Below are 23,742 nucleotides of genomic sequence, written 5' to 3' on the forward strand. Positions count from 1 at the left end.
TTGGCGGCCACCTACCGAGGAGCCGCCCCGTGCCCGCCGCCCGCCCCCGCCTTCTGTACGTCACCGACCTCGCCTACCCGGCCCGCGGACGGCGCTACTGCGACGAGGACATCCACCTCACCGCCCGGCTGCGCGAGAGCTTCGACCTGGCGCTCTGCCACCCGCTCGACGCCACCGCCCTCATGGACGCCTTCGACGCCGTCGTCGTGCGCAACAGCGGCCCCGTCATCGGCTACCAGAAGGAGTACGACGCCTTCCGCGAGCGCGCCCTGGCCGGAGGCACCCGCGTCTACAACCCGCTCCACGGCCGCGGCGACATGGCCGGAAAGCAGTACCTGCTCGACCTGACCGCCGCCGGGTACCCCGTCATCCCCACCGTCGACCGGCCCGAGGACCTCCATCTGCTGCCCGCCGCCGCCGAGTACGCGGTCAAGCCCAAGGCCGGCGCCGACTCCATAGGACTGCGCTTCCTCGCCCCCGGGGAACTCCCCGGCCTCGCCTACGACGGCCTCCTCGTCCAGCCGCGCGTCGACTTCCGGTACGAGGTCTCCTTCTACTTCGTCGACGACCGCTTCCAGTACGCCCTCCACGCCCCCGACCCCGCACGCCGCTGGGTCCTGGAGCCGTACGAGCCCACCGAGGAGGACCTCGCCTTCGCCCGCCGCTTCGTCGACTGGAACACCCTCGACCACGGCATCCAGCGCGTGGACGCCTGCCGCGCCCCCGGCGGCGAGCTGCTCCTCGTCGAACTGGAGGACCTCAACCCCTATCTCTCCCTGGACCGCGTCCCCGAGGAGACCCGCCAACGGTTCGTCGCCGCCTTCACGGCCTCGCTCCACCGCTTCCTGGCGGCCTGACGAGCGGCACGCGAAAGCGCCCCCCGTCCTTCACGGACGGGGGGCGCTGCTCGTACGAGGGGAGTTCAGGCGGTACGGGACCGGCGGCGGGCCACGCGCTCGGCGGCGAACACGTCCTCCAGGCGGAAGAGCTGTGCCCGGCCCGCCTTCCCGGCGGCCCGCAGATGACCGAGCTGGACCCACTTGCGGATGGTCGCGGGGGCGACGCCGGCCTCCTCGGCGGCGAGCGGCCCGGGGATCAGGGCCGGCAGGGCGGGCGAGCTCAGCATGAGGTCTCCTTCGGGTCGTCCATCGCCGCCTCGATCTCCTCGGCGCGGGAGCCGGCGGCGGCCGCGAGCTCCGCCCACTCCCGCTCCGGCCACAGGTGCCGGTAGGCGGGATCGTCCTGGCAGCCGCACGCCTCGTCCACGCACACGCAGGCCGGGTTCACACAGAGCACCGCGCGCCGGTCGGGGAAGGCCCGCAGCGACACCGAGTCGCACCAGGGGCAGCGGCCCGACACCCGTACGACCGTCTCCGAGTCGCCGAGCGTCCGGGCGCAGCGCCGGGCCATCCGGCGGATCTCGTCCCGTACGTGCCGGGCGAGGTCCGGGTCGGCGGCGATCGCGTCGAGGAGCCCCACGACCCGGCGGAGCCGGTCGATCACCCCGGCGCGGGGCGGCCGCGGCAGCGCGAGCCGGGCGCGGACGGCCTCCTCCAGCTCCACCACTCCGTCGGAGATGTCGCGGATCGCGTCGGAGACGTGCAGCCGGATCGGGGCGGCGCCGTGGCCGGGGACGGAGAGACCGTGCCGCTGCTGGAGGAGCAGCGCCTCGCGGCGTTCCTCGCGGATCTGCTCGTCCCGGCCGGCGGGGGAGGGGACCGGGGCACTCCCCGCGGGGCCGCGGCGGCCGGGCGCGAGCTCCTCGGCGAGCTCGGGGAACTGGCGCACGAGGGAGGCGGTCCAGAGCGCGATGTCGCGCAGCACGGGCTCGACGGACGCGGTGGGGGGCGTGCGGTCAGCCACGGCGGCCGGTCCGGGCGAGCGTCGGGGTGAGGGCGACGGCCTTCGCCACGCGGGCCGGGTCCGCCGGGCGCCCGTTGCGCCAGAGCCGGCCCGCGCAGACGCCGTCGAAGTAGCTCTCTGCGGGGGCCACCGCCGTCTCGCACTCGCGGCGGACGGGGCAGCCGGCGCAGGCGCGCAGCGCCGGGGCCGCCTCCTTGGCGCGGCGGGCGAAGACGACGGACGGGGAGAGACCGGCGCACGCGGCGTCGGCCTGCCAAGGGGTGGGGTCGAACAGGAACAAGAGGTTCTCCACGGTCCGGGGCTCCCCGAACTCCATGGGACCGATGGGGCCGTTGGGGCTCAGGGGGCCGACGAGTGCGGCGGCGAGCCAGAGTTACATGTTGCGTGCGGGCGCGCAACAAATTTGCGAGGCGCCCCCGGGGTGACCTTCATCGTTTCGACACGTTGCGTCCCCGAAACCTAGTAATTCTGTGCGCGCAAGCACGCTAGAGTTGGCCGCCTGGAGGAGTGGAGTGAGGAGCTGTACATGACCACTCGTGGGCTGGATGAGTTCGCAGGCTGGGTCGAAGGCCTGATGCGACAGCGCGGCTACGACATCGACAGCCCGCGCGGCGGCGGCAAGTCCCGGATCGCGGACGAGGCCGGGGTGCACCGGGCCGCCGTGACGCGGCTGCTGCAGCGGCAGAGCATGCCCGACCTGGAGACCATGCGCAGGATCGCCCCGCTGCTCGGGGTCTCGGTCCGCGACATGCTGATCCGGTCCGGCCGGGTGAGCCCGGAGGAGCTCCCGATGGCGGCGGACCTGCTGCCGCCGAGCGACTGGCAGCCGTCGATGGAGGACTTCGCGCGCTGGCTGGGGGTCCCCGACGACCGCATGGGCGTCTTCGTCAAGGTCGTGAACCAGTTCCTGGAGCCCGACACGGCGGCGGAGGGCGCCACCGAGGCCCCCGAACCCCGCCGCACGGCCCGGGACTGACCCCGGTCCCGCCCGGGAGGGCCCGGGTCCCGCCCCTGGGCGGCCCCGGCCCGACGCGATCTTGCCTGGTCCCGGCCTTCCCCGGCCGGGACCACGTGCGCGTGGGCATTTGTTTTGACCGGAGTCCATGCGATAGGTACGCTCAAGCCTTGTGCCTGGGGTGTGCCTGGGCTCGCGTGCGTGTCCTCAACCGCAAGGCGAGTCATATATCGGCCACCGTGATCCGAGCCTTCTCCGCCTGGCGGAGGGGTGCGCGAGATTCGACACACCCGACCGCGTGGGTCGGCGAATGTTTCAGGTTAGTTTCACCGACGGCACACAGAAACCGGAGAAGTAGTGCCTACGATCCAGCAGCTGGTCCGGAAGGGCCGGCAGGACAAGGTCGAGAAGAACAAGACGCCCGCACTCGAGGGTTCCCCTCAGCGTCGCGGCGTCTGCACGCGTGTGTTCACGACCACCCCGAAGAAGCCGAACTCGGCCCTCCGTAAGGTCGCGCGTGTGCGTCTGACCTCCGGCATCGAGGTCACGGCCTACATCCCGGGTGAGGGTCACAACCTGCAGGAGCACTCGATCGTGCTCGTGCGTGGTGGCCGTGTGAAGGACCTGCCGGGTGTTCGCTACAAGATCATCCGCGGTTCCCTCGACACGCAGGGCGTCAAGAACCGTAAGCAGGCTCGCAGCCGCTACGGCGCCAAGAAGGAGAAGTAAGAATGCCTCGTAAGGGCCCCGCCCCGAAGCGCCCGGTCATCATCGACCCGGTCTACAGCTCTCCTCTTGTCACCTCGCTGATCAACAAGATCCTGCTGGACGGCAAGCGTTCCACCGCCGAGCGCATCGTGTACGGCGCCATGGAGGGTCTTCGCGAGAAGACCGGCCAGGACCCGGTCATCACGCTGAAGCGCGCTCTCGAGAACGTCAAGCCGGCCCTCGAGGTCAAGTCCCGCCGTGTCGGTGGCGCCACCTACCAGGTGCCGATCGAGGTCAAGCCGGGCCGCGCGTCCACGCTGGCCCTCCGCTGGCTCGTCGGTTACTCCCGCGCCCGTCGCGAGAAGACCATGACCGAGCGCCTCATGAACGAGCTCCTCGACGCCTCGAACGGCCTCGGTGCGGCCGTCAAGAAGCGTGAGGACACGCACAAGATGGCCGAGTCCAACAAGGCCTTCGCGCACTACCGCTGGTAGTCGCAACCCACATCGAGACCGAGAGAAGACTGAGCCGATATGGCTACCACTTCGCTTGACCTTGCCAAGGTGCGCAACATCGGCATCATGGCTCACATCGACGCGGGCAAGACGACCACCACCGAGCGGATCCTGTTCTACACCGGCGTTTCGTACAAGATCGGTGAAGTCCACGACGGCGCTGCCACGATGGACTGGATGGAGCAGGAGCAGGAGCGCGGCATCACGATCACGTCTGCCGCGACGACCTGCCACTGGCCGCTCGAGAATGTCGATCACACGATCAACATCATCGACACGCCGGGTCACGTCGACTTCACCGTCGAGGTGGAGCGTTCGCTGCGCGTGCTCGACGGTGCTGTCACCGTGTTCGACGGTGTGGCCGGCGTCGAGCCCCAGTCCGAGACTGTCTGGCGACAGGCGGACCGCTACGGCGTGCCGCGTATCTGCTTCGTCAACAAGCTCGACCGTACGGGTGCCGAGTTCCTCCGCTGCGTCGACATGATCGTGGAGCGCCTCGGCGCCGTCCCGATCGTCATGCAGCTCCCCATCGGCTCCGAGATGGACTTCCAGGGCGTTGTCGACCTGGTCCGCATGAAGGCGCTTGTCTGGTCCGCCGAGGCCAGCAAGGGCGAGATGTACGACGTCGTCGACATCCCGGCCTCGCACACCGAGCTCGCCGACGAGTGGCGCGCGAAGCTGGTCGAGACCGTCGCGGAGAACGACGAGGAGCTCATGGAGCTCTTCCTCGAGGGCGTCGAGCCCACCGAGGAGCAGCTCTACGCGGCTGTCCGTCGTATCACCATCTCCTCCGGCAAGGGTGGCGGCGAGAAGACGATCACCCCCGTCTTCTGTGGCACCGCGTTCAAGAACAAGGGCGTTCAGCCCCTGCTCGACGCTGTCGTCCGCTACCTCCCGTCGCCCCTGGACGTCGAGGCCATCGAGGGCCACGACGTCAAGGACGCCGAGCTCGTCGTGAAGCGCAAGCCGTCCGACGACGAGCCGCTGTCGGCCCTCGCGTTCAAGATCGCGAGCGACCCGCACCTCGGCAAGCTCACCTTCGTCCGGATCTACTCCGGTCGCCTGGAGGCCGGCACCGCGGTGCTGAACTCCGTCAAGGGCAAGAAGGAGCGCATCGGCAAGATCTACCGCATGCACGCGAACAAGCGTGAGGAGATCGACTCGGTGGGCGCCGGCGACATCGTCGCCGTCATGGGCCTCAAGCAGACCACCACCGGTGAGACGCTGTGTGACGACAAGAACCCGGTCATCCTGGAGTCCATGGACTTCCCGGCGCCGGTCATTCAGGTCGCCATCGAGCCCAAGTCCAAGGGTGACCAGGAGAAGCTGGGTGTCGCCATCCAGCGTCTCGCGGAGGAGGACCCCTCCTTCCAGGTGCACTCGGACGAGGAGACCGGCCAGACCATCATCGGTGGTATGGGCGAGCTTCACCTCGACATCCTCGTCGACCGCATGCGTCGCGAGTTCAAGGTCGAGGCGAACGTCGGCAAGCCGCAGGTCGCGTACCGCGAGACGATCCGCAAGACCGTCGAGCGCGTGGACTACACCCACAAGAAGCAGACCGGTGGTACCGGTCAGTTCGCCAAGGTGCAGATCGCGATCGAGCCGATCACGGACGGCGACGCCTCGTACGAGTTCGTGAACAAGGTCACCGGTGGCCGCATCCCGAAGGAGTACATCCCTTCGGTCGACGCGGGTGCGCAGGAGGCCATGCAGTTCGGCATCCTGGCCGGCTACGAGATGACTGGCGTCCGCGTCATCCTTCTCGACGGTGGCTACCACGAGGTCGACTCCTCCGAGCTCGCGTTCAAGATCGCCGGTTCGCAGGCCTTCAAGGAGGCCGCGCGGAAGGCTTCGCCGGTCATCCTCGAGCCCATGATGTCCGTCGAGGTCACCACGCCCGAGGACTACATGGGCGAGGTCATCGGCGACATCAACTCCCGCCGTGGCCAGATCCAGGCCATGGAGGAGCGCAGCGGCGCTCGCGTCGTGAAGGGCCTCGTGCCCCTCTCGGAGATGTTCGGCTACGTCGGAGACCTCCGCAGCAAGACCTCGGGTCGCGCAAGCTACTCGATGCAGTTCGACTCCTACGCCGAGGTTCCGCGGAACGTCGCCGAGGAGATCATCGCGAAGGCCAAGGGCGAATAACTCTCCCGAGTTAACGCTTTAGGCTTGACACCAGTCGTCGGGGCTCGGCCCCCGGAACCCGAGGAACCGGGCCCCGACGGATGGCATCCCAGCAAAGATCACCTGGCGCCGATGAGCAAGGCGTACAGAACCACTCCGCAGGAGGATTCAGTGGCGAAGGCAAAGTTCGAGCGGACTAAGCCGCACGTCAACATCGGCACCATCGGTCACATTGACCACGGTAAGACGACCCTCACGGCCGCCATTACCAAGGTGCTGCACGACGCGTACCCGGACCTGAACGAGGCCTCGGCCTTCGACCAGATCGACAAGGCTCCCGAGGAGCGCCAGCGCGGTATCACGATCTCGATCGCGCACGTCGAGTACCAGACGGAGTCGCGTCACTACGCGCACGTCGACTGCCCGGGTCACGCTGACTACATCAAGAACATGATCACGGGTGCCGCGCAGATGGACGGCGCCATCCTCGTGGTCGCCGCCACCGACGGCCCGATGCCGCAGACCAAGGAGCACGTGCTCCTGGCCCGCCAGGTCGGCGTTCCGTACATCGTCGTCGCCCTGAACAAGGCCGACATGGTGGACGACGAGGAGATCCTGGAGCTCGTCGAGCTCGAGGTTCGTGAGCTCCTCTCCGAGTACGACTTCCCGGGCGACGACCTTCCGGTCGTCCGCGTCTCGGCGCTCAAGGCGCTCGAGGGTGACAAGGAGTGGGGCGAGAAGCTCCTCGGCCTCATGCACGCCGTGGACGAGTCCATCCCGCAGCCCGAGCGTGAGGTCGACAAGCCGTTCCTCATGCCGATCGAGGACGTCTTCACGATCACCGGTCGTGGCACGGTCGTCACCGGTCGTATCGAGCGCGGTGTCCTGAAGGTCAACGAGACCGTCGACATCATCGGTATCAAGACCGAGAAGACCACCACCACGGTCACCGGTATCGAGATGTTCCGCAAGCTGCTCGACGAGGGCCAGGCCGGTGAGAACGTCGGTCTGCTCCTCCGTGGCATCAAGCGCGAGGACGTCGAGCGCGGCCAGGTCATCATCAAGCCGGGTTCGGTCACGCCGCACACGAACTTCGAGGCCCAGGCCTACATCCTGTCGAAGGACGAGGGTGGCCGTCACACCCCGTTCTTCAACAACTACCGCCCGCAGTTCTACTTCCGTACCACGGACGTGACCGGCGTCGTGACCCTCCCCGAGGGCACCGAGATGGTCATGCCGGGCGACAACACCTCCATGAGCGTTGAGCTGATCCAGCCCATCGCCATGGAGGAGGGCCTCAAGTTCGCCATCCGTGAGGGTGGCCGGACCGTCGGCGCCGGCCAGGTCGTCAAGATCACTGCCTGATCTTGAAGTGACCCGGTAGCTCCACGAGCTGCAAGAGAAGGCCCCGCACCTTTCGGTGCGGGGCCTTCTCGCATGTCCGGAGGGGTTACGGCCGCCAGCTCCACGGGTGCCCGTCCGCGCCGAGGCCCACCACGGCCGCCCGGTCCGCGCGCAGGTGCAGCGCGGCGGACACCGCGGGCGTCCCCGTCGTGCGGGTCCGCACCCGGTCCCCGGTCCGCAGCCGCACCCGGCCGTCCGCGTCCGTGCCCAGGAGTACGGTCCCCAGCGTCGCGGAGCGCGCGGCGACCACACCTCCGTAGCCGTCCAGCCCGGCGTCGCCCCCGGGCCCGAGGAGTTCCCCGGTGGCCGGGCGCCGGTAGTAGAGGTCGCCGCCAGCCGAGGCCACCGTGGAGCCGGAGAGCGGCAGCGGCTCCGTCCGCTCGATCCCGTCCACCCAGTGCCGTACGGAGTCCCGGCCCGCCGCGTGCAGATGCACCCGGCCTGTCGAGTCGAGCGACACGGCGAGTCCGTCCTGGACCTCCGCGGCCCCGGGGAGCGTCCGCCAGGGGCCCCAGGAGCCGTCCGCGGCCCGCACCCGGGTCGACACGTTCCTGTCCGCGTTCCGTACGAAGAGATGGACCCGGCCGTCGGGCGCCGCGATCGCCACCGGCGCACCGACCCGGCGTCCCCGGTCGTCCGTGCGCTCGGGATTCCCCAGTCCGCTCCAGGCCAGGAACGGGCCGCCGGGGGAGCGCTGCTCCAGGAGCACCAGCTCACGCCGGTTCCGCCCGCCGTGTCCGTCGATCGCGGAGAACCGCACCCCGAAGAGCAGGACGCGGCCGTCGCGGAGGACCGCCGAGCCGAGGGCGGGGGCGAGCGGGCCGCCGCCGAGGTCCGTCGGCTCGCCCCAGACGCCGGACGCCGACTCCTCCCAGCGGACCGCACGCAGCCCGAGCACCCCGTACGCGGCGAGGCGGCCGTCCGGCCGCTCGGCGAGCGCCGGGCCCGCGGTGGGCCAGCGGTGGTGGGTGGAGCGGACCCAGCCCTTGCGGTTCGTGAGGGGCCGTTCGCCGCCGACGCCGTAGTCGCCGCAGCCCGAGGGGTTGCCGCACTCCCAGGCCGGGTCGCCGCCGTACGGGACGAGCCGGGCGGCTTTCGCCGCGAGCACCTGGGGCGGGAGGTTCTTCGGCCAGTGCCGGTTGTAGTAGCCGCGGAAGGACGTCGTCGTGAAGGCCGGTATCGGTTCGCCGTCCCGGACCGCGTCCGCGACCCAGCGGCTCAGCGCCGCCCAGGTGAAGGACGCGACGGCCGTGTGGTCGCCGTGGTCCGAGTAGCCGGGCTGTTCCGAGTCCCGGTCGCGGGTGGCCTCGTCGCTGAGCTGGATGTCCGGGTCGGGGTCCAGGGTGTGTACGACGGTGGGCCGGTAGCGGCCGAGCAGTCCGACGAGGACGCCGACGAGCTGGTCGTAGTCGTAGGTGTCCGAGCGGGTGACGGGGGAGCCGGCCGACAGATGGGTCCGCAGCTCCAGGGCGCGGTCGTGCCAGAGGGCCGGCAGGGCCATGTAGCGCCGCTTCGTGTGCATCGGCAGGTTGAGGAAGACCAGCTCGATCCGGCTCCGGCCGTGGACGAGGGTGTCGATCTCCGCGCGGCGGCCGCCGGGCAGGGGGAGCACCTCGCGCCGCCAGGGCGTGAACATCGGCAGTCCGAGCGCCGCCGCGTACGACTGCCGGAGTCCCTGGTGGCGTGCCGAGGAGTAGGCGGAACGGTCCGGGGGAGTGTCCGGCATCCCCTTGATCCGGTTCCGGCCGGTGTGCTCGCCGGCGGTCACGTACACGGAGACGAGCGGGATCCCGGCGTCGAGGAGGCGCTGGGTGTCGGGGTTCATGAAGTACAGGTCGTCGTCGGGGTGCGCGGCGACCTGCAGGAGCAGGGCCCGGCGGGTCCGCGCGGAGGCGATCGGCTTGCCGGGCGCGGGGTCGACGGTCGGCGCGGTCCTGCGCGGCTCCGGCACGGAACACCCGGCGACGGCCGAGGTGACGGCGAGGGCGGCGGCGAGAACCGCCCGTCGGCGGGGTGCTGTGGTCACGTACGCGGTCCGTCCCCTGGGCATTGCGGTCCTCAACAAGACGAATGTTCGATGCCCGGGGTTGCGTACGGACGAGCTGTCGAATGGCAGGATTCAGCCACCGGGAAAAGATCTTCGAAGGTTTCTGTCGATCATGTCGAGGAGCGGACTTCGGCTCCGACCACGGGGTGACAGCACGCCACAGGGGCGCGCGGGACGGGGAGGACATCCACCATGAAGTACGTCGCGATGATCTACGGCAACCAGGCCAAGTGGGACGCCTTCCCCGCCGAGGCCTGGCCCGAGGCGATCGCCCGCCAGGAGGCCTTCAACAGGAAGTACCGCGAGAGCGGCGAGCTGATCGGCGCGTACGGCCTCGCCGACGCGGCCACCGCCCGGCTCGTACGCCGTGAGGGCGGCGCCCCGGCGGTCACCGACGGCCCCTACCTGGAGACCAAGGAGTACCTGGCCAGCTTCTACCTGCTCGACTGCGACAGCCAGGAGCGGGCCCAGGAGATCGCCGCGGACATGCCGTTCGCGGACACCGACCCCGTCGAGCTGTGGCCGGTCCTGCACGAGTCCGCGGCCGAGGTGTGAGCGGCTCCCCCGAGGTCGAGGGCCTGCTGCGGACGTACGCGCCGCAGGTCCTCGGCGCGCTCGTCCGCCGGTACGGCGCCTTCGACCTGTGCGAGGACGCCGTGCAGGAGGCGCTCATCGCCGCGGCCGGGCAGTGGCCGGCGGACGGCGTCCCCGATCACCCGCGCGGCTGGCTGGTCACCGTCGCGACCCGCAGGTTCGTCGACCTGGTGCGCAGCGAGGCCGCCCGCCGGCGCCGCGAGGACGCCGTGGCCCTGGCCACCCCGGACTCCGAGCTCCTCGCCCGCGCCGCGGACGAGACGGCGGGCGAGGACCGGGACGACTCGCTCTCGCTGCTCTTCCTCTGCTGCCACCCGGAGCTGTCCCCGCCCAGCCGGATCGCGCTCACGCTGCGGGCCGTCGGCGGCCTCACCACCGCGCAGATCGCCGCCGCCTTCCTGGTGCCAGAGCCGACGATGGCGCAGCGCATCAGCCGGGCCAAGCAGACGGTCAGGGCGGCGGGCGGCTCGCTCACGCTGCCGCCGGGGGAGGACCGTACGGCCCGGCTGGCCGAGGTCCGGCACGTGCTCTACCTGATCTTCAACGAGGGCTACACGGCGAGCGCGGGCGAGGAGTTGACCGCGCCCGAGCTGTCCACCGAGGCGATCCGGCTCGGACGGCTGCTCCACCGGCTGCTGCCCGAGGACACCGAGACCGCGGGGCTGCTCGCCCTGATGCTGCTCACCGACGCCCGCAGGCCGGCCCGGACGGGCCCGCAGGGCGAACTGGTGCCGCTCGCCGAGCAGGACCGGGGGAGGTGGGACGGCCGCCTCGTCGCGGAGGGGGTCGAGCTGATCAGCGCCACCCTGCCCCGGGGCCAGGTCGGCCCGTACCAGCTGCAGGCGGCGATCGCGGCCGTGCACGACGAGGCGGAGACCGCCGCGGCCACCGACTGGCCGCAGATCCTCGCGCTCTACGAGCTCCTGGAGCGGACCGGGCCGAACCCGATGATCACGCTCAACCGCGCGGTGGCCGTCGCGATGGTCGAGGGACCCGCGGCCGGGCTCGCGCTGCTGGACGAGCTCGCGCGGGACGCACGGCTGGCCCGGCACCACCGGCTGCTCGCGACCCGGGCCCATCTGCTCGAACTGCTCGGCGAGCGGGAGACCGCGGCGGAGGCCTACCGGGAGGCGGCACGCCGTACGACCAGCGCTCCGGAACGTCGTCATCTCACGGAGCGGGCACGGCGCTTGGGGTGAGGCGGCGGGGGGCGGCCGTCCCCGGCGCGTGCGCCCCGGCGTATGACCGTACGTGACGTGGGGTACAGTCTTCGCTCCCGATTGGCGGCCGGATGGCCCCGTATGGCAGACTGTCGGGGTTGCTCGGTTGAGTGCCGATGCTGCGCGCCTCCCGTCGGGAGGACCGGAAGCGAGTCCCACAGTACTCGTCGCTCCTTTTCAGGAGCGGACGTACGGGAATCTTCTGGGAAGCGTCAGCGGGGTTCCGACCAGGCGCCCGGTGGGTGTTGTGCCCCCGGCCTGCGGTCATGGCGACCGTGCCCCCTTGGTTGGGAAATCCTTAGGGATTTCTGCGTAGAGGGAGTGCGACACGCCCGACCGCGTGGGTCGGAGACACGACAACGCTTTTCAGTAGGCGAAGCCGATCGGGTTCCAGAGCGTTACGAGACAAAGGACTACTAGTAGCCATGGCGGGACAGAAGATCCGCATCCGGCTCAAGGCCTACGACCACGAGGTCATCGACTCCTCGGCGAAGAAGATCGTCGAGACGGTGACCCGCACTGGTGCGTCGGTCGCGGGCCCGGTGCCGCTGCCCACTGAGAAGAACGTGTACTGCGTCATCAAGTCGCCGCACAAGTACAAGGACTCGCGCGAGCACTTCGAGATGCGCACGCACAAGCGCCTCATCGACATCCTCGACCCCACGCCGAAGACGGTTGACTCGCTCATGCGTCTCGACCTCCCGGCGGGCGTTGACATCGAGATCAAGCTCTGAGGGCGCGCGAGATGGCTAAGAACATCAAGGGCATCCTGGGCGAGAAGCTCGGCATGACGCAGGTCTGGGACGAGAACAACCGGATCGTTCCGGTGACCGTCGTCAAGGCCGGCCCCAATGTCGTGACCCAGGTGCGTACGAACGACGTCGACGGCTACGAGTCGGTCCAGATCGCCTTCGGCGAGATCGACCCTCGCAAGGTGAACAAGCCCCTCAAGGGTCACTTCGCCAAGGCCGACGTCACCCCGCGCCGCCACCTGGTGGAGCTCCGCACCGCTGACGCCTCCGAGTACACGCTCGGCCAGGAGATCACCGCCGAGCTCTTCGAGGCCGGCGTGAAGGTCGACGTCACCGGCAAGAGCAAGGGCAAGGGCTTCGCCGGTGTCATGAAGCGCCACAACTTCCGTGGTGGCAAGGCGTCGCACGGTGCCCACCGCGTGCACCGCAAGCCCGGTTCCATCGGTGGCTGCGCCACCCCGGGCCGTGTCTTCAAGGGTATGAAGATGGCTGGTCGCATGGGCAACGAGCGCGTGACCACCCAGAACCTGACCGTCCACGCCGTTGACGCCGAGAAGGGTCTGCTGCTCATCAAGGGCGCCGTCCCCGGCCCTAACGGTGGCCTCGTCCTGGTCCGCACCGCGGCCAAGGGGGTTTGAGGAACCGATGAGCACCATTGACATCCTTTCGCCGGCAGGCGACAAGACCGGGACCGTCGAGCTCCCCGAGGAGATCTTCGGCGCCAAGGTCAGCGTTCCGCTGATCCACCAGGTCGTCGTCGCGCAGCTGGCCGCGGCCCGTCAGGGCACGCACAAGACCAAGCGCCGTGGCGAAGTCCGCGGTGGTGGCAAGAAGCCTTACCGCCAGAAGGGCACCGGCCGCGCCCGTCAGGGTTCGACCCGCGCCCCGCAGTTCGCCGGTGGTGGCGTCGTTCACGGCCCCCAGCCGCGTGACTACTCGCAGCGGACCCCGAAGAAGATGAAGGTCGCCGCTCTCCGTGGTGCCCTCTCGGACCGGGCCACCCACTCCCGCATCCACGTCGTCTCCGGCGTGGTCGAGGGTGCGATCTCCACCAAGGCCGCGAAGACGCTGTTCGGCAAGATCTCGGAGCGCAAGAACCTGCTCCTGGTCGTCGAGCGCTCCGACGAGGCCGCGTGGCTGTCCGCTCGTAACCTGCCCCAGGTGCACATCCTGGAGCCGGGCCAGCTCAACACGTACGACGTGATCGTCTCCGACGACGTGGTCTTCACTCAGGCCGCCCTCGAGTCCTTCGTGTCTGGCCCCCAGACCGCTGAGACCGAAGGGAGCGACGCCTGATGACTGAGGCCGTCGTCACCAGCAAGACCTTCTCGGACCCGCGCGACATTCTCGTCAAGCCGGTCGTCTCGGAGAAGAGCTACGCACTGCTGGACGAGAACAAGTACACGTTCATCGTCGCGCCTGGCTCCAACAAGACCCAGATCAAGCAGGCCGTCGAGGCGGTCTTCTCGGTCAAGGTCACCGGGGTCAACACGATCAACCGCCAGGGCAAGCGCAAGCGCACCAAGGCCGGTTTCGGCAAGCGCAAGGACACCAAGCGCGCCATCGTGACCCTGGCTGAGGGCAACCGTATCGACATCTTCGGCGGTCCGACCGCCTAACGGCGGTCTGGATCGTCCGGAATCGGACGAGGACTGAGAAATGGGAATCCGCAAGTACAAGCCGACTACGCCGGGCCGTCGTGGCTCCTCCGTAGCCGACTTCGTCGAGATCACGCGGTCCACGCCGGAGAAGTCGCTGGTTCGCCCCCTGCACAGCAAGGGCGGCCGTAACAACACCGGTCGGATCACCGTTCGCCACCAGGGTGGTGGACACAAGCGCGCCTACCGCGTGATCGACTTCCGTCGTCACGACAAGGACGGCGTGCCGGCCAAGGTCGCGCACATCGAGTACGACCCCAACCGCACCGCGCGTATCGCGCTGCTCCACTACGTGGACGGCGAGAAGCGCTACATCATCGCCCCCAAGGGTCTGACGCAGGGTGACCGCGTCGAGAACGGCCCCGGCGCTGACATCAAGCCCGGCAACAACCTGGCGCTCCGCAACATCCCGGTCGGTACCACGATCCACGCGATCGAGCTCCGTCCCGGTGGCGGCGCCAAGTTCGCGCGCTCCGCTGGTGCCTCCGTGCAGCTGCTGGCGAAGGAGGGCACGATGGCCCACCTTCGTATGCCGTCCGGCGAGATCCGTCTCGTCGACGCCCGCTGCCGCGCCACGATCGGCGAGGTCGGCAACGCCGAGCAGTCGAACATCAACTGGGGCAAGGCCGGCCGCAAGCGCTGGCTTGGCGTCCGCCCGACCGTCCGCGGTGTGGCGATGAACCCGGTTGACCACCCGCACGGTGGTGGTGAGGGCAAGACCTCCGGTGGTCGCCACCCGGTCTCCCCGTGGGGTCAGAAGGAGGGTCGTACTCGCTCGCCGAAGAAGGCTTCGAGCAAGTACATCGTCCGCCGCCGCAAGACGAACAAGAAGCGCTAGGAGCGGGTTTAGATGCCGCGCAGTCTCAAGAAGGGACCCTTCGTTGACGGCCACCTCGTAAAGAAGGTGGACGCTCAGAACGAAGCCGGTACCAAGAACGTCATCAAGACCTGGTCCCGTCGCTCGATGATCATCCCGGCCATGCTCGGCCACACGATCGCGGTGCACAACGGCAAGACCCACATTCCGGTGTTTGTCACCGAGTCGATGGTCGGCCACAAGCTCGGCGAGTTCTCGCCGACGCGCACCTTCCGGGGTCACGTGAAGGACGACCGGAAGTCGAAGCGCCGCTAGTAGCGGGGTGGAATGACCATGACAGACACTGGAAGGACAACCATGGAAGCCAGGGCCCAGGCGCGGTACATCCGCGTCACGCCCATGAAGGCCCGCCGCGTGGTGGACCTTATCCGTGGCATGGATGCCACGGAGGCTCAGGCGGTCCTGCGTTTCGCCCCGCAGGCCGCGAGCGTGCCGGTTGGCAAGGTGCTGGACAGCGCCATCGCCAACGCTGCACACAACTACGACCACACCGACGCCTCTTCGCTGGTCATCAGCGAGGCGTTCGTGGATGAGGGCCCGACCCTGAAGCGGTTCCGTCCGCGTGCCCAGGGCCGTGCCTACCGGATCCGTAAGCGGACCAGCCACATCACCGTGGTCGTCAGCAGCAAGGAAGGAACCCGGTAATGGGCCAGAAGGTTAACCCGCATGGGTTCCGGCTCGGCATCACCACGGACTTCAAGTCCCGCTGGTACGCCGACAAGCTGTACAAGGACTACGTCAAGGAAGACGTCGCCATCCGTCGGATGATGACGTCCGGCATGGAGCGCGCCGGCATCTCGAAGGTTGAGATCGAGCGCACCCGTGACCGCGTGCGGGTGGACATCCACACCGCGCGTCCCGGCATCGTCATCGGCCGCCGTGGCGCCGAGGCCGACCGCATCCGCGGTGACCTCGAGAAGCTCACGGGCAAGCAGGTCCAGCTGAACATCCTCGAGGTCAAGAACCCCGAGATGGACGCTCAGCTGGTTGCTCAGGCCGTTGCCGAGCAGCTCTCCTCCCGCGTCTCCTTCCGTCGCGCCATGCGTAAGAGCATGCAGGGCACGATGAAGGCCGGCGCCAAGGGCATCAAGATCCAGTGCGGCGGTCGTCTCGGCGGCGCCGAGATGTCCCGCTCGGAGTTCTACCGCGAGGGCCGTGTGCCCCTGCACACGCTCCGCGCGAACGTCGACTACGGCTTCTTCGAGGCCAAGACGACCTTCGGCCGCATCGGCGTGAAGGTCTGGATCTACAAGGGCGACGTCAAGAACATCGCCGAGGTCCGCGCCGAGAACGCCGCGGCCCGTGCGGGTAACCGCCCGGCCCGTGGTGCCGGCGCTGGCGACCGCCCGGCCGGCCGTGGTGGCCGCGGTGGCGAGCGTGGCGGCCGCGGCCGCAAGCCGCAGCAGCAGTCCGCGCCGGCTGCCGAGGCCCCCAAGGCCGACGCTCCCGCCGCCGCTGCCGCTCCGGCTGAGAGCACCGGAACGGAGGCCTGACCGAAATGCTGATCCCCCGTAGGGTCAAGCACCGCAAGCAGCACCACCCCAAGCGCTCGGGTATGAGCAAGGGTGGTACGCAGGTTGCGTTCGGCGAGTACGGCATTCAGGCCCTCACGCCGGCGTACGTGACCAACCGCCAGATCGAGGCGGCTCGTATCGCGATGACCCGCCACATCAAGCGTGGCGGCAAGGTCTGGATCAACATCTACCCGGACCGCCCGCTGACGAAGAAGCCCGCCGAGACCCGCATGGGTTCCGGTAAGGGTTCTCCGGAGTGGTGGATCGCGAACGTCAAGCCGGGTCGGGTGATGTTCGAACTGTCCTACCCGAACGAGAAGATCGCGCGCGAGGCCCTGACCCGTGCGGCCCACAAGCTGCCGATGAAGTGCAAGATCGTTAAGCGCGAAGCAGGTGAGCTGTGATGTCGGCCGGTACCAAGGCGTCCGAGCTGCGCGAGCTGGGCAACGAGGAGCTCCTCAACAAGCTCCGCGAGGCCAAGGAAGAGCTGTTCAACCTCCGCTTCCAGGCGGCGACGGGCCAGCTCGAGAACCACGGTCGGCTCAAGTCCGTCCGTAAGGACATCGCCCGGATCTACACCCTGATGCGTGAGCGCGAGCTGGGCATCGAGACGGTGGAGAACGCCTGATGAGCGAGAGCAACGTGACTGAGAAGACCGAGCGCAACGCTCGCAAGGTCCGCGAGGGCCTGGTCGTCAGCGACAAGATGGACAAGACCGTCGTCGTCGCTGTCGAGGACCGCGTCAAGCACGCGCTGTACGGCAAGGTCATCCGCCGTACGAACAAGCTCAAGGCTCATGACGAGCAGAACGCTGCCGGCATCGGCGACCGCGTCCTCCTGATGGAGACCCGGAAGCTGTCCGCCACGAAGCACTGGCGCGTCATCGAGATCCTCGAGAAGGCCAAGTAATTCTTGAAGGGGTAACCCTTCGAGTTCGTTCCGCCAGGCTCGGCCGGGGCTTCCACGTGAAGCCCCGGCCGGGAACCGGCAGACAAATCAGGAGATAGACGTGATCCAGCAGGAGTCGCGACTGCGTGTCGCCGACAACACTGGTGCCAAGGAGATCCTTTGCATCCGTGTTCTCGGTGGCTCGGGTCGCCGCTACGCGGGCATCGGTGACGTCATCGTCGCCACCGTCAAGGACGCGATCCCCGGTGGCAACGTGAAGAAGGGTGACGTCGTCAAGGCGGTCATCGTTCGCACCGTCAAGGAGCGCCGCCGCCAGGACGGCTCGTACATCCGCTTCGACGAGAACGCCGCTGTCATTCTCAAGAACGACGGCGACCCTCGTGGCACCCGTATCTTCGGCCCGGTCGGCCGTGAGCTGCGCGAGAAGAAGTTCATGAAGATCATCTCGCTCGCGCCGGAGGTGCTGTAAGCATGAAGATCAAGAAGGGCGACCTGGTTCAGGTCATCACCGGTAAGGACAAGGGCAAGCAGGGCAAGGTCATCACGGCCTTCCCCCGCGAGAACCGCGTCCTCGTCGAGGGTGTCAACCGGGTCAAGAAGCACACCAAGGCCGGCCCGTCGCAGGCCGGTGGCATCGTCACGACCGAGGCTCCGGTCCACGTCTCCAACGTCCAGCTGGTCGTGGAGAAGGACGGGAAGAAGGTCGTCACGCGTGTCGGCTTCCGCTTCGACGACGAGGGCAACAAGATCCGCGTTGCCAAGCGGACGGGTGAGGACATCTGATGGCTACCACCACTCCGCGTCTCAAGACGAAGTACCGCGAGGAGATCGCGGGCAAGCTGCGTGAGGAGTTCTCGTACGAGAACGTCATGCAGGTTCCCGGCCTCGTGAAGATCGTGGTCAACATGGGTGTCGGCGACGCCGCCCGTGACTCGAAGCTCATGGACGGTGCCGTCCGTGACCTCACCACGATCACCGGTCAGAAGCCGGCCGTCACCAAGGCTCGCAAGTCCATCGCGCAGTTCAAGCTTCGCGAGGGCCAGCCGATCGGTGCGCACGTCACCCTCCGTGGCGACCGCATGTGGGAGTTCCTGGACCGCACCCTGTCGCTCGCGCTTCCGCGCATCCGCGACTTCCGTGGTCTGTCCCCCAAGCAGTTCGACGGGCGTGGCAACTACACCTTCGGTCTCACGGAGCAGGTCATGTTCCACGAGATCGACCAGGACAAGATCGACCGTGTCCGGGGTATGGACATCACCGTGGTGACCACGGCGACCAACGACGACGAGGGCCGTGCCCTTCTGCGTCACCTCGGCTTCCCCTTCAAGGAGGCGTAAGCGAGATGGCGAAGAAGGCTCTCATCGCGAAGGCTGCTCGCAAGCCCAAGTTCGGCGTGCGTGGCTACACGCGCTGCCAGCGCTGTGGTCGTCCCCACTCCGTGTACCGCAAGTTCGGCCTGTGCCGCGTGTGCCTTCGTGAGATGGCTCACCGTGGCGAGCTGCCGGGCGTGACCAAGAGCTCCTGGTAATCCCTTACTTGGGATGACCGGAGTCTCTCGGTAAGCACTGGGTTGTCGGATGCCCATCCCTCCATGGCTTAGGCTAGGAGGGTTGGGCGTCCGCCGCCCGTACGACTTACTACGCCGTAGGTCCCCGCGCCGCACCCGTCCCGCCCCTGTGTGGGGAGAGGGATGGCGCACTGGAAACCCCGGCGAGAGAGGCCGAAGGCCAATTCATGACCATGACTGATCCGATCGCGGACATGCTGGCTCGTCTGCGTAACGCGAACTCGGCATACCACGACTCCGTGACGATGCCGCACAGCAAGATCAAGTCTCACATCGCGGAAATCCTCCAGCAGGAGGGCTTCATCACGGGCTGGAAGGTCGAGGACGCCGAGGTCGGCAAGAACCTCGTCCTCGAGCTCAAGTTCGGTCCGAACCGTGAGCGCTCCATCGCGGGCATCAAGCGGATCTCGAAGCCCGGTCTCCGGGTTTACGCGAAGTCCACCAACCTGCCGAAGGTTCTCGGTGGCCTGGGCGTGGCGATCATCTCCACGTCCCACGGTCTCCTGACCGGCCAGCAGGCAGGCAAGAAGGGCGTAGGTGGGGAAGTCCTCGCCTACGTCTGGTAGTCGGGAAAGGAAGGAAAGCTCATGTCGCGTATTGGCAAGCTGCCTATCCAGGTTCCCGCCGGCGTGGACGTCACCATCGAGGGCCGCACGGTCACGGTGAAGGGTTCCAAGGGCACCCTGAACCACACCGTTGCCGCGCCGATCGAGGTCGCTAAGGGTGAGGACGGCGTTCTCAACGTCACCCGCCCGAACGACGAGCGTCAGAACAAGGCCCTTCACGGCCTGTCCCGCACGCTGGTGGCCAACATGATCACCGGTGTGACCCAGGGTTACGTGAAGGCGCTCGAGATCAGCGGTGTCGGTTACCGCGTGGCCGCGAAGGGCTCCAACCTGGAGTTCCAGCTCGGCTACAGCCACCCGATCCTGGTCGAGGCGCCCGAGGGCATCTCGTTCAAGGTCGAGTCGCCGACCAAGTTCTCGGTCGAGGGCATCGACAAGCAGAAGGTCGGCGAGGTCGCGGCGAACATCCGCAAGCTGCGGAAGCCCGACCCGTACAAGGCCAAGGGCGTCAAGTACGCCGGCGAGGTCATCCGCCGCAAGGTCGGAAAGGCTGGTAAGTAAGCCATGGCATACGGTGTGAAGATCGCCAAGGGCGACGCTTACAAGCGTGCCGCCAAGGCTCGCCGCCACATCCGCATCCGCAAGAGCGTGTCGGGTACGGCGGAGCGTCCGCGCCTCGTCGTGACGCGCTCGAACCGCGGCATCACCGCTCAGGTCATCGACGACCTCAAGGGTCACACCCTTGCGTCTGCGTCGACCCTGGACGCGTCGATCCGCGGTGGCGAGGGCGACAAGTCCGCGCAGGCCAAGCAGGTCGGTTCCCTGGTCGCCGAGCGCGCCAAGGCCGCCGGCGTCGAGGCTGTCGTGTTCGACCGTGGTGGCAACAGGTACGCCGGGCGCATTGCCGCTCTGGCTGACGCCGCCCGCGAAGCCGGGCTGAAGTTCTAAGCCCCGGTTCCGGGACTAACGGACGTAACAGAGAGAGGTAATCCAATGGCTGGACCCCAGCGCCGCGGAAGCGGTGCCGGTGGCGGCGAGCGGCGGGACCGGAAGGGCCGCGACGGTGGCGCTGCCGCCGAGAAGACCGCGTACGTTGAGCGCGTTGTCGCGATCAACCGCGTCGCCAAGGTTGTCAAGGGTGGTCGCCGCTTCAGCTTCACCGCGCTGGTCGTGGTGGGCGACGGTGACGGCACCGTAGGTGTCGGTTACGGCAAGGCCAAGGAAGTTCCCGCGGCCATCGCCAAGGGTGTCGAGGAAGCCAAGAAGAACTTCTTCAAGGTTCCCCGCATCCAGGGCACCATCCCTCACCCGATCCAGGGCGAGAAGGCCGCGGGCGTCGTCCTGCTCAAGCCGGCTTCCCCCGGTACCGGTGTTATCGCCGGTGGCCCGGTGCGCGCCGTGCTCGAGTGCGCCGGCGTTCACGACATCCTGTCGAAGTCGCTCGGCTCCGACAACGCGATCAACATCGTGCACGCGACCGTGGCGGCCCTCAAGGGCCTGCAGCGTCCCGAGGAGATCGCGGCTCGCCGTGGTCTGCCCCTCGAGGACGTCGCCCCCGCGGCTCTGCTCCGTGCACGTGCTGGGGCGGGTGCGTAATGGCTCGCCTCAAGGTCACGCAGACGAAGTCGTACATCGGCAGCAAGCAGAACCACCGCGACACCCTGCGTTCGCTCGGCCTCAAGAAGGTCAACGACGTGGTTGTCAAGGAGGACCGCCCCGAGTTCCGCGGAATGGTTCACACCGTCCGCCACCTCGTGACGGTCGAGGAGGTTGACTGACATGGCGGAGACCAACCCGCTGAAGGCCCACAACCTCCGTCCCGCCCCCGGTGCCAAGACCGCGAAGACCCGTGTGGGCCGTGGTGAGGCGTCGAAGGGTAAGACGGCCGGTCGTGGTACCAAGGGCACCAAGGCCCGTTACCAGGTTCCGCAGCGCTTCGAGGGTGGGCAGATGCCCCTCCACATGCGTCTGCCGAAGCTCAAGGGCTTCAAGAACCCGTTCCGCACCGAGTACCAGGTCGTGAACCTGGACAAGCTCACCGCGCTCTACCCGCAGGGTGGCGAGGTCACGGTGGCCGATCTGGTCGCCAAGGGTGCGGTTCGCAAGAACCAGCTCGTCAAGGTGCTCGGCACCGGCGAGATCACCGTGGCGCTGCAGGTGACGGTTGACGCCGTCTCCGGCTCCGCCAAGGAGAAGATCGCCGCCGCTGGTGGTACCGTCACCGAGCTCGTCTAAGACGACTCGATGGCTTGAACATCCGATCGGGGATGCCTCCCAAAAGGGGCATCCCCGATTGGTCGTTCCTAGGGGGGCATGGTCGCCGGTAAGGTGGCGTGCACTGTCTAGACTCCGTGCGCTATGCCTGCACGGATTTGATGACCGATACCTATTCGTCGAACCTCAAGACCGTCACCCTTGACGCCTAGCGCGGGGGTCGCAGGAGGCACCGTGCTCACCGCGTTCGCCCGGGCGTTCAAGACGCCCGACCTGCGCAAGAAGCTGCTCTTCACGCTCGCCATCATCGTGCTGTACCGCCTCGGGGCCCATATCCCGGTCCCCGGCGTCAGCTACGAGGCCGTCCAGCAGTGTGTGAAGCAGGCCAGTGAGGGCAACAACAGCCTCTTCGGCCTGGTCAACATGTTCAGTGGCGGAGCGCTGCTGCAGATCACCATCTTCGCGCTCGGCATCATGCCGTACATCACGGCCAGCATCATCCTGCAGCTGCTGACCGTCGTGATCCCGCGTCTGGAAGCCCTCAAGAAGGAGGGTCAGTCCGGTACCGCCAAGATCACGCAGTACACCCGGTACCTGACGGTCGCCCTCGCCATCCTTCAGGGCACCGGTCTCGTGGCCACCGCCAAGAGTGGTGCGCTGTTCAGCGGCTGCCGCGTCGCGGACCAGGTCGTGCCCGACCCGTCGATCTTCAAGATCGCCACCATGGTCATCACGATGACCGCCGGTACCTGCATCGTCATGTGGCTCGGTGAGCTGATCACCGACCGCGGCATCGGCAACGGCATGTCGATCCTGATGTTCATCTCGATCGCGGCCGGCTTCCCGGGCGCCCTCTGGGCCATCAAGGAGAGCGGCAAGCTCGCCAAGGGCTGGATCGAGTTCGGCACCGTCATCCTCATCGGCTTCGTGATGGTGGCCCTCGTGGTCTTCGTCGAGCAGGCCCAGCGCCGGATCCCGGTGCAGTACGCGAAGCGCATGATCGGCCGGCGCTCCTACGGCGGTACGTCCACGTACATCCCGCTGAAGGTGAACCAGGCAGGTGTGATTCCTGTCATCTTCGCGTCGTCGCTGCTCTACATCCCGGCCTTGATCGCCCAGTTCTCGAACTCCACCGCAGGGTGGAAGACCTGGATCGAAGCCCACTTCGTCAAGGGTGACCACCCCTACTACATCGCGACGTACTTCCTCCTGATCGTGTTCTTCGCCTTCTTCTATGTGGCGATCTCGTTCAACCCCGAGGAAGTCGCGGACAACATGAAGAAGTATGGTGGCTTCATCCCGGGTATCCGGGCTGGTCGACCTACTGCCGAGTATCTGAGCTACGTGCTCAACCGGATCACTTGGCCGGGCTCGCTGTACTTGGGTCTGATCGCTCTTGTGCCGACGATGGCGTTGGCAGGCTTCGGTGGCGCCAATGCCAACTTCCCCTTCGGTGGGACGAGCATCCTCATCATCGTGGGTGTGGGGCTGGAGACCGTGAAGCAGATCGAGAGCCAGCTCCAGCAGCGCAATTACGAAGGGTTCCTCCGCTGATGCGAATCGTCCTCGTCGGACCGCCCGGTGCCGGCAAGGGAACGCAGGCTGCGTTCCTTGCCAAGAACCTGGACATCCCGCACATCTCCACGGGCGACCTGTTCCGCGCCAACATCTCTCAGGGCACGGAGCTGGGTCTCAAGGCCAAGGCGTTCATGGACGCCGGCGACCTGGTACCCGACGAGGTGACCATCGGGATGGCCAAGGACCGGATGGAGCAGCCGGACGCCGTCAACGGCTTCCTGCTGGACGGGTTCCCCCGCAACGTGGCGCAGGCCGAGGCCCTGGACGTGGTCCTGAAGGCCGAGGACATGCAGCTCGACGCGGTGCTGGACCTCGAGGTCCCCGAGGACGAGGTCGTGAAGCGGATCGCGGGTCGCCGCATCTGCCGCAACGACAGCGCGCACGTCTTCCACGTGGAGTACAACGCGCCGAAGACCGCGGGCGTCTGCGACGCCTGCGGCGGTGAGCTGTACCAGCGTGCGGACGACTCCGAGGAGACGGTCCGCAAGCGCCTGGAGGTCTACCACACGCAGACCGAGCCGATCATCGACTACTACCGGGCGCAGAACCTGGTCGTGACGATCTCGGCGCTCGGCAAGGTGGACGAGGTCACGGCGAAGGCGATGGCCGCGCTCAAGAAGTAACCCTGGCTCGTCGATACGGCCGCGGTGCCCCTCAGGGGCGTCGCGGCCGTA

General features: G+C 67.8%; 35 protein-coding genes. 31 read left to right on the plus strand and 4 right to left on the minus strand.

The window, feature by feature from the left end; all coding sequences use genetic code 11:
• Positions 1–29 precede the first annotated feature (29 nt).
• A complete protein-coding gene (locus OG392_RS21740) occupies positions 30–857 on the plus strand; it encodes a hypothetical protein (protein WP_329281944.1) in 828 nt (275 codons plus the stop codon).
• A 65-nt stretch (positions 858–922) separates the two neighbouring features.
• On the opposite strand, the gene OG392_RS21745 is transcribed toward OG392_RS21740, so the two are convergent.
• Genes OG392_RS21745 through OG392_RS21755 form a run of 3 tightly spaced genes read right to left on the minus strand, consistent with a single transcriptional unit; the run spans position 923 to position 2,155 of the window.
• Positions 923–1,126: a hypothetical protein gene (locus OG392_RS21745; RefSeq protein ID WP_015035563.1), complete on the minus strand. Its 204-nt coding sequence runs from the start codon at positions 1,124–1,126 to the stop codon at positions 923–925.
• Entirely contained in the window at positions 1,120–1,863 is a 744-nt protein-coding gene (locus tag OG392_RS21750) for a hypothetical protein (RefSeq protein ID WP_329281949.1), read from the minus strand. Before OG392_RS21750 ends, OG392_RS21745 begins: the two co-directional genes overlap by 7 nt.
• Complete coding sequence (locus OG392_RS21755; RefSeq protein WP_329281951.1) at positions 1,856–2,155, minus strand: WhiB family transcriptional regulator; 300 nt, start codon at positions 2,153–2,155, stop codon at positions 1,856–1,858. The genes OG392_RS21750 and OG392_RS21755 overlap by 8 nt, the downstream gene beginning before the upstream one ends.
• A gap of 234 nt (positions 2,156–2,389) precedes the next feature.
• On the opposite strand from OG392_RS21755, the gene OG392_RS21760 reads away from it, so the two are divergent.
• The 5 genes from OG392_RS21760 to tuf all read left to right on the plus strand — a co-directional run bounded on the left by OG392_RS21760 (position 2,390) and on the right by tuf (position 7,533).
• Positions 2,390–2,839, plus strand: coding sequence for a helix-turn-helix transcriptional regulator (locus tag OG392_RS21760; RefSeq protein WP_329281952.1), 450 nt, complete (start codon positions 2,390–2,392; stop codon positions 2,837–2,839).
• Positions 2,840–3,175: 336 nt separating this feature from the next.
• A complete protein-coding gene (rpsL, locus tag OG392_RS21765) occupies positions 3,176–3,547 on the plus strand; it encodes a 30S ribosomal protein S12 (protein ID WP_003948652.1) in 372 nt (123 codons plus the stop codon).
• 2 nt (positions 3,548–3,549) lie between these two features.
• Positions 3,550–4,020: a 30S ribosomal protein S7 gene (rpsG, locus tag OG392_RS21770; RefSeq protein WP_015035567.1), complete on the plus strand. Its 471-nt coding sequence runs from the start codon at positions 3,550–3,552 to the stop codon at positions 4,018–4,020.
• A gap of 39 nt (positions 4,021–4,059) precedes the next feature.
• Entirely contained in the window at positions 4,060–6,189 is a 2,130-nt protein-coding gene (fusA, locus tag OG392_RS21775; protein WP_329281955.1) for an elongation factor G, read from the plus strand.
• A 150-nt stretch (positions 6,190–6,339) separates the two neighbouring features.
• The gene (gene tuf / locus OG392_RS21780) at positions 6,340–7,533 is read left to right on the plus strand and encodes an elongation factor Tu (RefSeq protein WP_329281957.1); all 1,194 of its coding nucleotides are present in this window, start codon (positions 6,340–6,342) and stop codon (positions 7,531–7,533) included.
• An 85-nt stretch (positions 7,534–7,618) separates the two neighbouring features.
• Here the strand turns inward: tuf and OG392_RS21785 are convergent, their stop codons facing one another.
• The gene (locus OG392_RS21785) at positions 7,619–9,622 is read right to left on the minus strand and encodes a PIG-L family deacetylase (RefSeq protein WP_443054834.1); all 2,004 of its coding nucleotides are present in this window, start codon (positions 9,620–9,622) and stop codon (positions 7,619–7,621) included.
• A gap of 189 nt (positions 9,623–9,811) precedes the next feature.
• On the opposite strand from OG392_RS21785, the gene OG392_RS21790 reads away from it, so the two are divergent.
• The 25 genes from OG392_RS21790 (at position 9,812) to OG392_RS21910 (ending at position 23,691) form a co-directional block, all read left to right on the plus strand.
• Positions 9,812–10,174: a YciI family protein gene (locus tag OG392_RS21790; RefSeq protein WP_329281962.1), complete on the plus strand. Its 363-nt coding sequence runs from the start codon at positions 9,812–9,814 to the stop codon at positions 10,172–10,174.
• Positions 10,171–11,412: an RNA polymerase sigma factor gene (locus OG392_RS21795; RefSeq protein WP_329281964.1), complete on the plus strand. Its 1,242-nt coding sequence runs from the start codon at positions 10,171–10,173 to the stop codon at positions 11,410–11,412. The genes OG392_RS21790 and OG392_RS21795 overlap by 4 nt, the downstream gene beginning before the upstream one ends.
• Before the next feature lie 446 nt (positions 11,413–11,858).
• Entirely contained in the window at positions 11,859–12,167 is a 309-nt protein-coding gene (rpsJ, locus tag OG392_RS21800; RefSeq protein ID WP_003948644.1) for a 30S ribosomal protein S10, read from the plus strand.
• A gap of 11 nt (positions 12,168–12,178) precedes the next feature.
• Positions 12,179–12,823 (plus strand): 50S ribosomal protein L3, encoded by a 645-nt coding sequence (gene rplC / locus OG392_RS21805; protein WP_148005762.1) that lies wholly within the window; start codon positions 12,179–12,181, stop codon positions 12,821–12,823.
• Positions 12,824–12,830: 7 nt separating this feature from the next.
• The gene (gene rplD / locus OG392_RS21810) at positions 12,831–13,481 is read left to right on the plus strand and encodes a 50S ribosomal protein L4 (RefSeq protein ID WP_231072450.1); all 651 of its coding nucleotides are present in this window, start codon (positions 12,831–12,833) and stop codon (positions 13,479–13,481) included.
• A complete protein-coding gene (gene rplW / locus OG392_RS21815; RefSeq protein ID WP_024755407.1) occupies positions 13,481–13,804 on the plus strand; it encodes a 50S ribosomal protein L23 in 324 nt (107 codons plus the stop codon). Before rplD ends, rplW begins: the two co-directional genes overlap by 1 nt.
• Positions 13,805–13,844: 40 nt before the next feature.
• Positions 13,845–14,681: a 50S ribosomal protein L2 gene (gene rplB / locus OG392_RS21820; protein WP_030318653.1), complete on the plus strand. Its 837-nt coding sequence runs from the start codon at positions 13,845–13,847 to the stop codon at positions 14,679–14,681.
• A 12-nt stretch (positions 14,682–14,693) separates the two neighbouring features.
• Positions 14,694–14,975 (plus strand): 30S ribosomal protein S19, encoded by a 282-nt coding sequence (gene rpsS, locus OG392_RS21825; protein ID WP_015035577.1) that lies wholly within the window; start codon positions 14,694–14,696, stop codon positions 14,973–14,975.
• A 42-nt stretch (positions 14,976–15,017) separates the two neighbouring features.
• The gene (rplV, locus tag OG392_RS21830; RefSeq protein WP_056552397.1) at positions 15,018–15,365 is read left to right on the plus strand and encodes a 50S ribosomal protein L22; all 348 of its coding nucleotides are present in this window, start codon (positions 15,018–15,020) and stop codon (positions 15,363–15,365) included.
• On the plus strand, positions 15,365–16,213 hold the full coding sequence (gene rpsC, locus OG392_RS21835; protein WP_017239578.1) for a 30S ribosomal protein S3: 849 nt from the start codon (positions 15,365–15,367) through the stop codon (positions 16,211–16,213). Before rplV ends, rpsC begins: the two co-directional genes overlap by 1 nt.
• A 5-nt stretch (positions 16,214–16,218) precedes the next feature.
• Entirely contained in the window at positions 16,219–16,638 is a 420-nt protein-coding gene (rplP, locus tag OG392_RS21840; protein ID WP_015035580.1) for a 50S ribosomal protein L16, read from the plus strand.
• Complete coding sequence (gene rpmC / locus OG392_RS21845; RefSeq protein ID WP_017239580.1) at positions 16,638–16,862, plus strand: 50S ribosomal protein L29; 225 nt, start codon at positions 16,638–16,640, stop codon at positions 16,860–16,862. The genes rplP and rpmC overlap by 1 nt, the downstream gene beginning before the upstream one ends.
• Positions 16,862–17,143, plus strand: coding sequence for a 30S ribosomal protein S17 (gene rpsQ / locus OG392_RS21850; protein WP_015035582.1), 282 nt, complete (start codon positions 16,862–16,864; stop codon positions 17,141–17,143). The genes rpmC and rpsQ overlap by 1 nt, the downstream gene beginning before the upstream one ends.
• A 100-nt stretch (positions 17,144–17,243) precedes the next feature.
• Positions 17,244–17,612 (plus strand): 50S ribosomal protein L14, encoded by a 369-nt coding sequence (rplN, locus tag OG392_RS21855; protein WP_003956455.1) that lies wholly within the window; start codon positions 17,244–17,246, stop codon positions 17,610–17,612.
• A 2-nt stretch (positions 17,613–17,614) separates the two neighbouring features.
• Positions 17,615–17,926: a 50S ribosomal protein L24 gene (rplX, locus tag OG392_RS21860; RefSeq protein ID WP_024755412.1), complete on the plus strand. Its 312-nt coding sequence runs from the start codon at positions 17,615–17,617 to the stop codon at positions 17,924–17,926.
• Complete coding sequence (gene rplE, locus OG392_RS21865) at positions 17,923–18,480, plus strand: 50S ribosomal protein L5 (RefSeq protein ID WP_106975815.1); 558 nt, start codon at positions 17,923–17,925, stop codon at positions 18,478–18,480. Before rplX ends, rplE begins: the two co-directional genes overlap by 4 nt.
• 5 nt (positions 18,481–18,485) lie before the next feature.
• On the plus strand, positions 18,486–18,671 hold the full coding sequence (locus OG392_RS21870; RefSeq protein ID WP_003948630.1) for a type Z 30S ribosomal protein S14: 186 nt from the start codon (positions 18,486–18,488) through the stop codon (positions 18,669–18,671).
• A 206-nt stretch (positions 18,672–18,877) separates the two neighbouring features.
• Positions 18,878–19,276: a 30S ribosomal protein S8 gene (gene rpsH / locus OG392_RS21875; RefSeq protein ID WP_329281974.1), complete on the plus strand. Its 399-nt coding sequence runs from the start codon at positions 18,878–18,880 to the stop codon at positions 19,274–19,276.
• 21 nt (positions 19,277–19,297) lie between these two features.
• The gene (rplF, locus tag OG392_RS21880) at positions 19,298–19,837 is read left to right on the plus strand and encodes a 50S ribosomal protein L6 (protein ID WP_329281976.1); all 540 of its coding nucleotides are present in this window, start codon (positions 19,298–19,300) and stop codon (positions 19,835–19,837) included.
• A 3-nt stretch (positions 19,838–19,840) separates the two neighbouring features.
• A complete protein-coding gene (rplR, locus tag OG392_RS21885; protein WP_017239584.1) occupies positions 19,841–20,224 on the plus strand; it encodes a 50S ribosomal protein L18 in 384 nt (127 codons plus the stop codon).
• Between the two features lie 45 nt (positions 20,225–20,269).
• On the plus strand, positions 20,270–20,872 hold the full coding sequence (gene rpsE / locus OG392_RS21890) for a 30S ribosomal protein S5 (RefSeq protein ID WP_017239585.1): 603 nt from the start codon (positions 20,270–20,272) through the stop codon (positions 20,870–20,872).
• Entirely contained in the window at positions 20,872–21,054 is a 183-nt protein-coding gene (gene rpmD / locus OG392_RS21895; protein WP_015035589.1) for a 50S ribosomal protein L30, read from the plus strand. The genes rpsE and rpmD overlap by 1 nt, the downstream gene beginning before the upstream one ends.
• Position 21,055: 1 nt before the next feature.
• On the plus strand, positions 21,056–21,511 hold the full coding sequence (gene rplO, locus OG392_RS21900) for a 50S ribosomal protein L15 (protein ID WP_030318646.1): 456 nt from the start codon (positions 21,056–21,058) through the stop codon (positions 21,509–21,511).
• Between the two features lie 213 nt (positions 21,512–21,724).
• Positions 21,725–23,044: a preprotein translocase subunit SecY gene (gene secY, locus OG392_RS21905; RefSeq protein ID WP_329281980.1), complete on the plus strand. Its 1,320-nt coding sequence runs from the start codon at positions 21,725–21,727 to the stop codon at positions 23,042–23,044.
• A complete protein-coding gene (locus OG392_RS21910; RefSeq protein WP_329281982.1) occupies positions 23,044–23,691 on the plus strand; it encodes an adenylate kinase in 648 nt (215 codons plus the stop codon). The genes secY and OG392_RS21910 overlap by 1 nt, the downstream gene beginning before the upstream one ends.
• The last annotated feature ends 51 nt before the right edge of the window (positions 23,692–23,742 follow it).

It is taken from the genome of Streptomyces sp. NBC_00691 (assembly GCF_036226665.1).
In the GTDB taxonomy this organism is placed as follows: Bacteria; Actinomycetota; Actinomycetes; order Streptomycetales; family Streptomycetaceae; genus Streptomyces.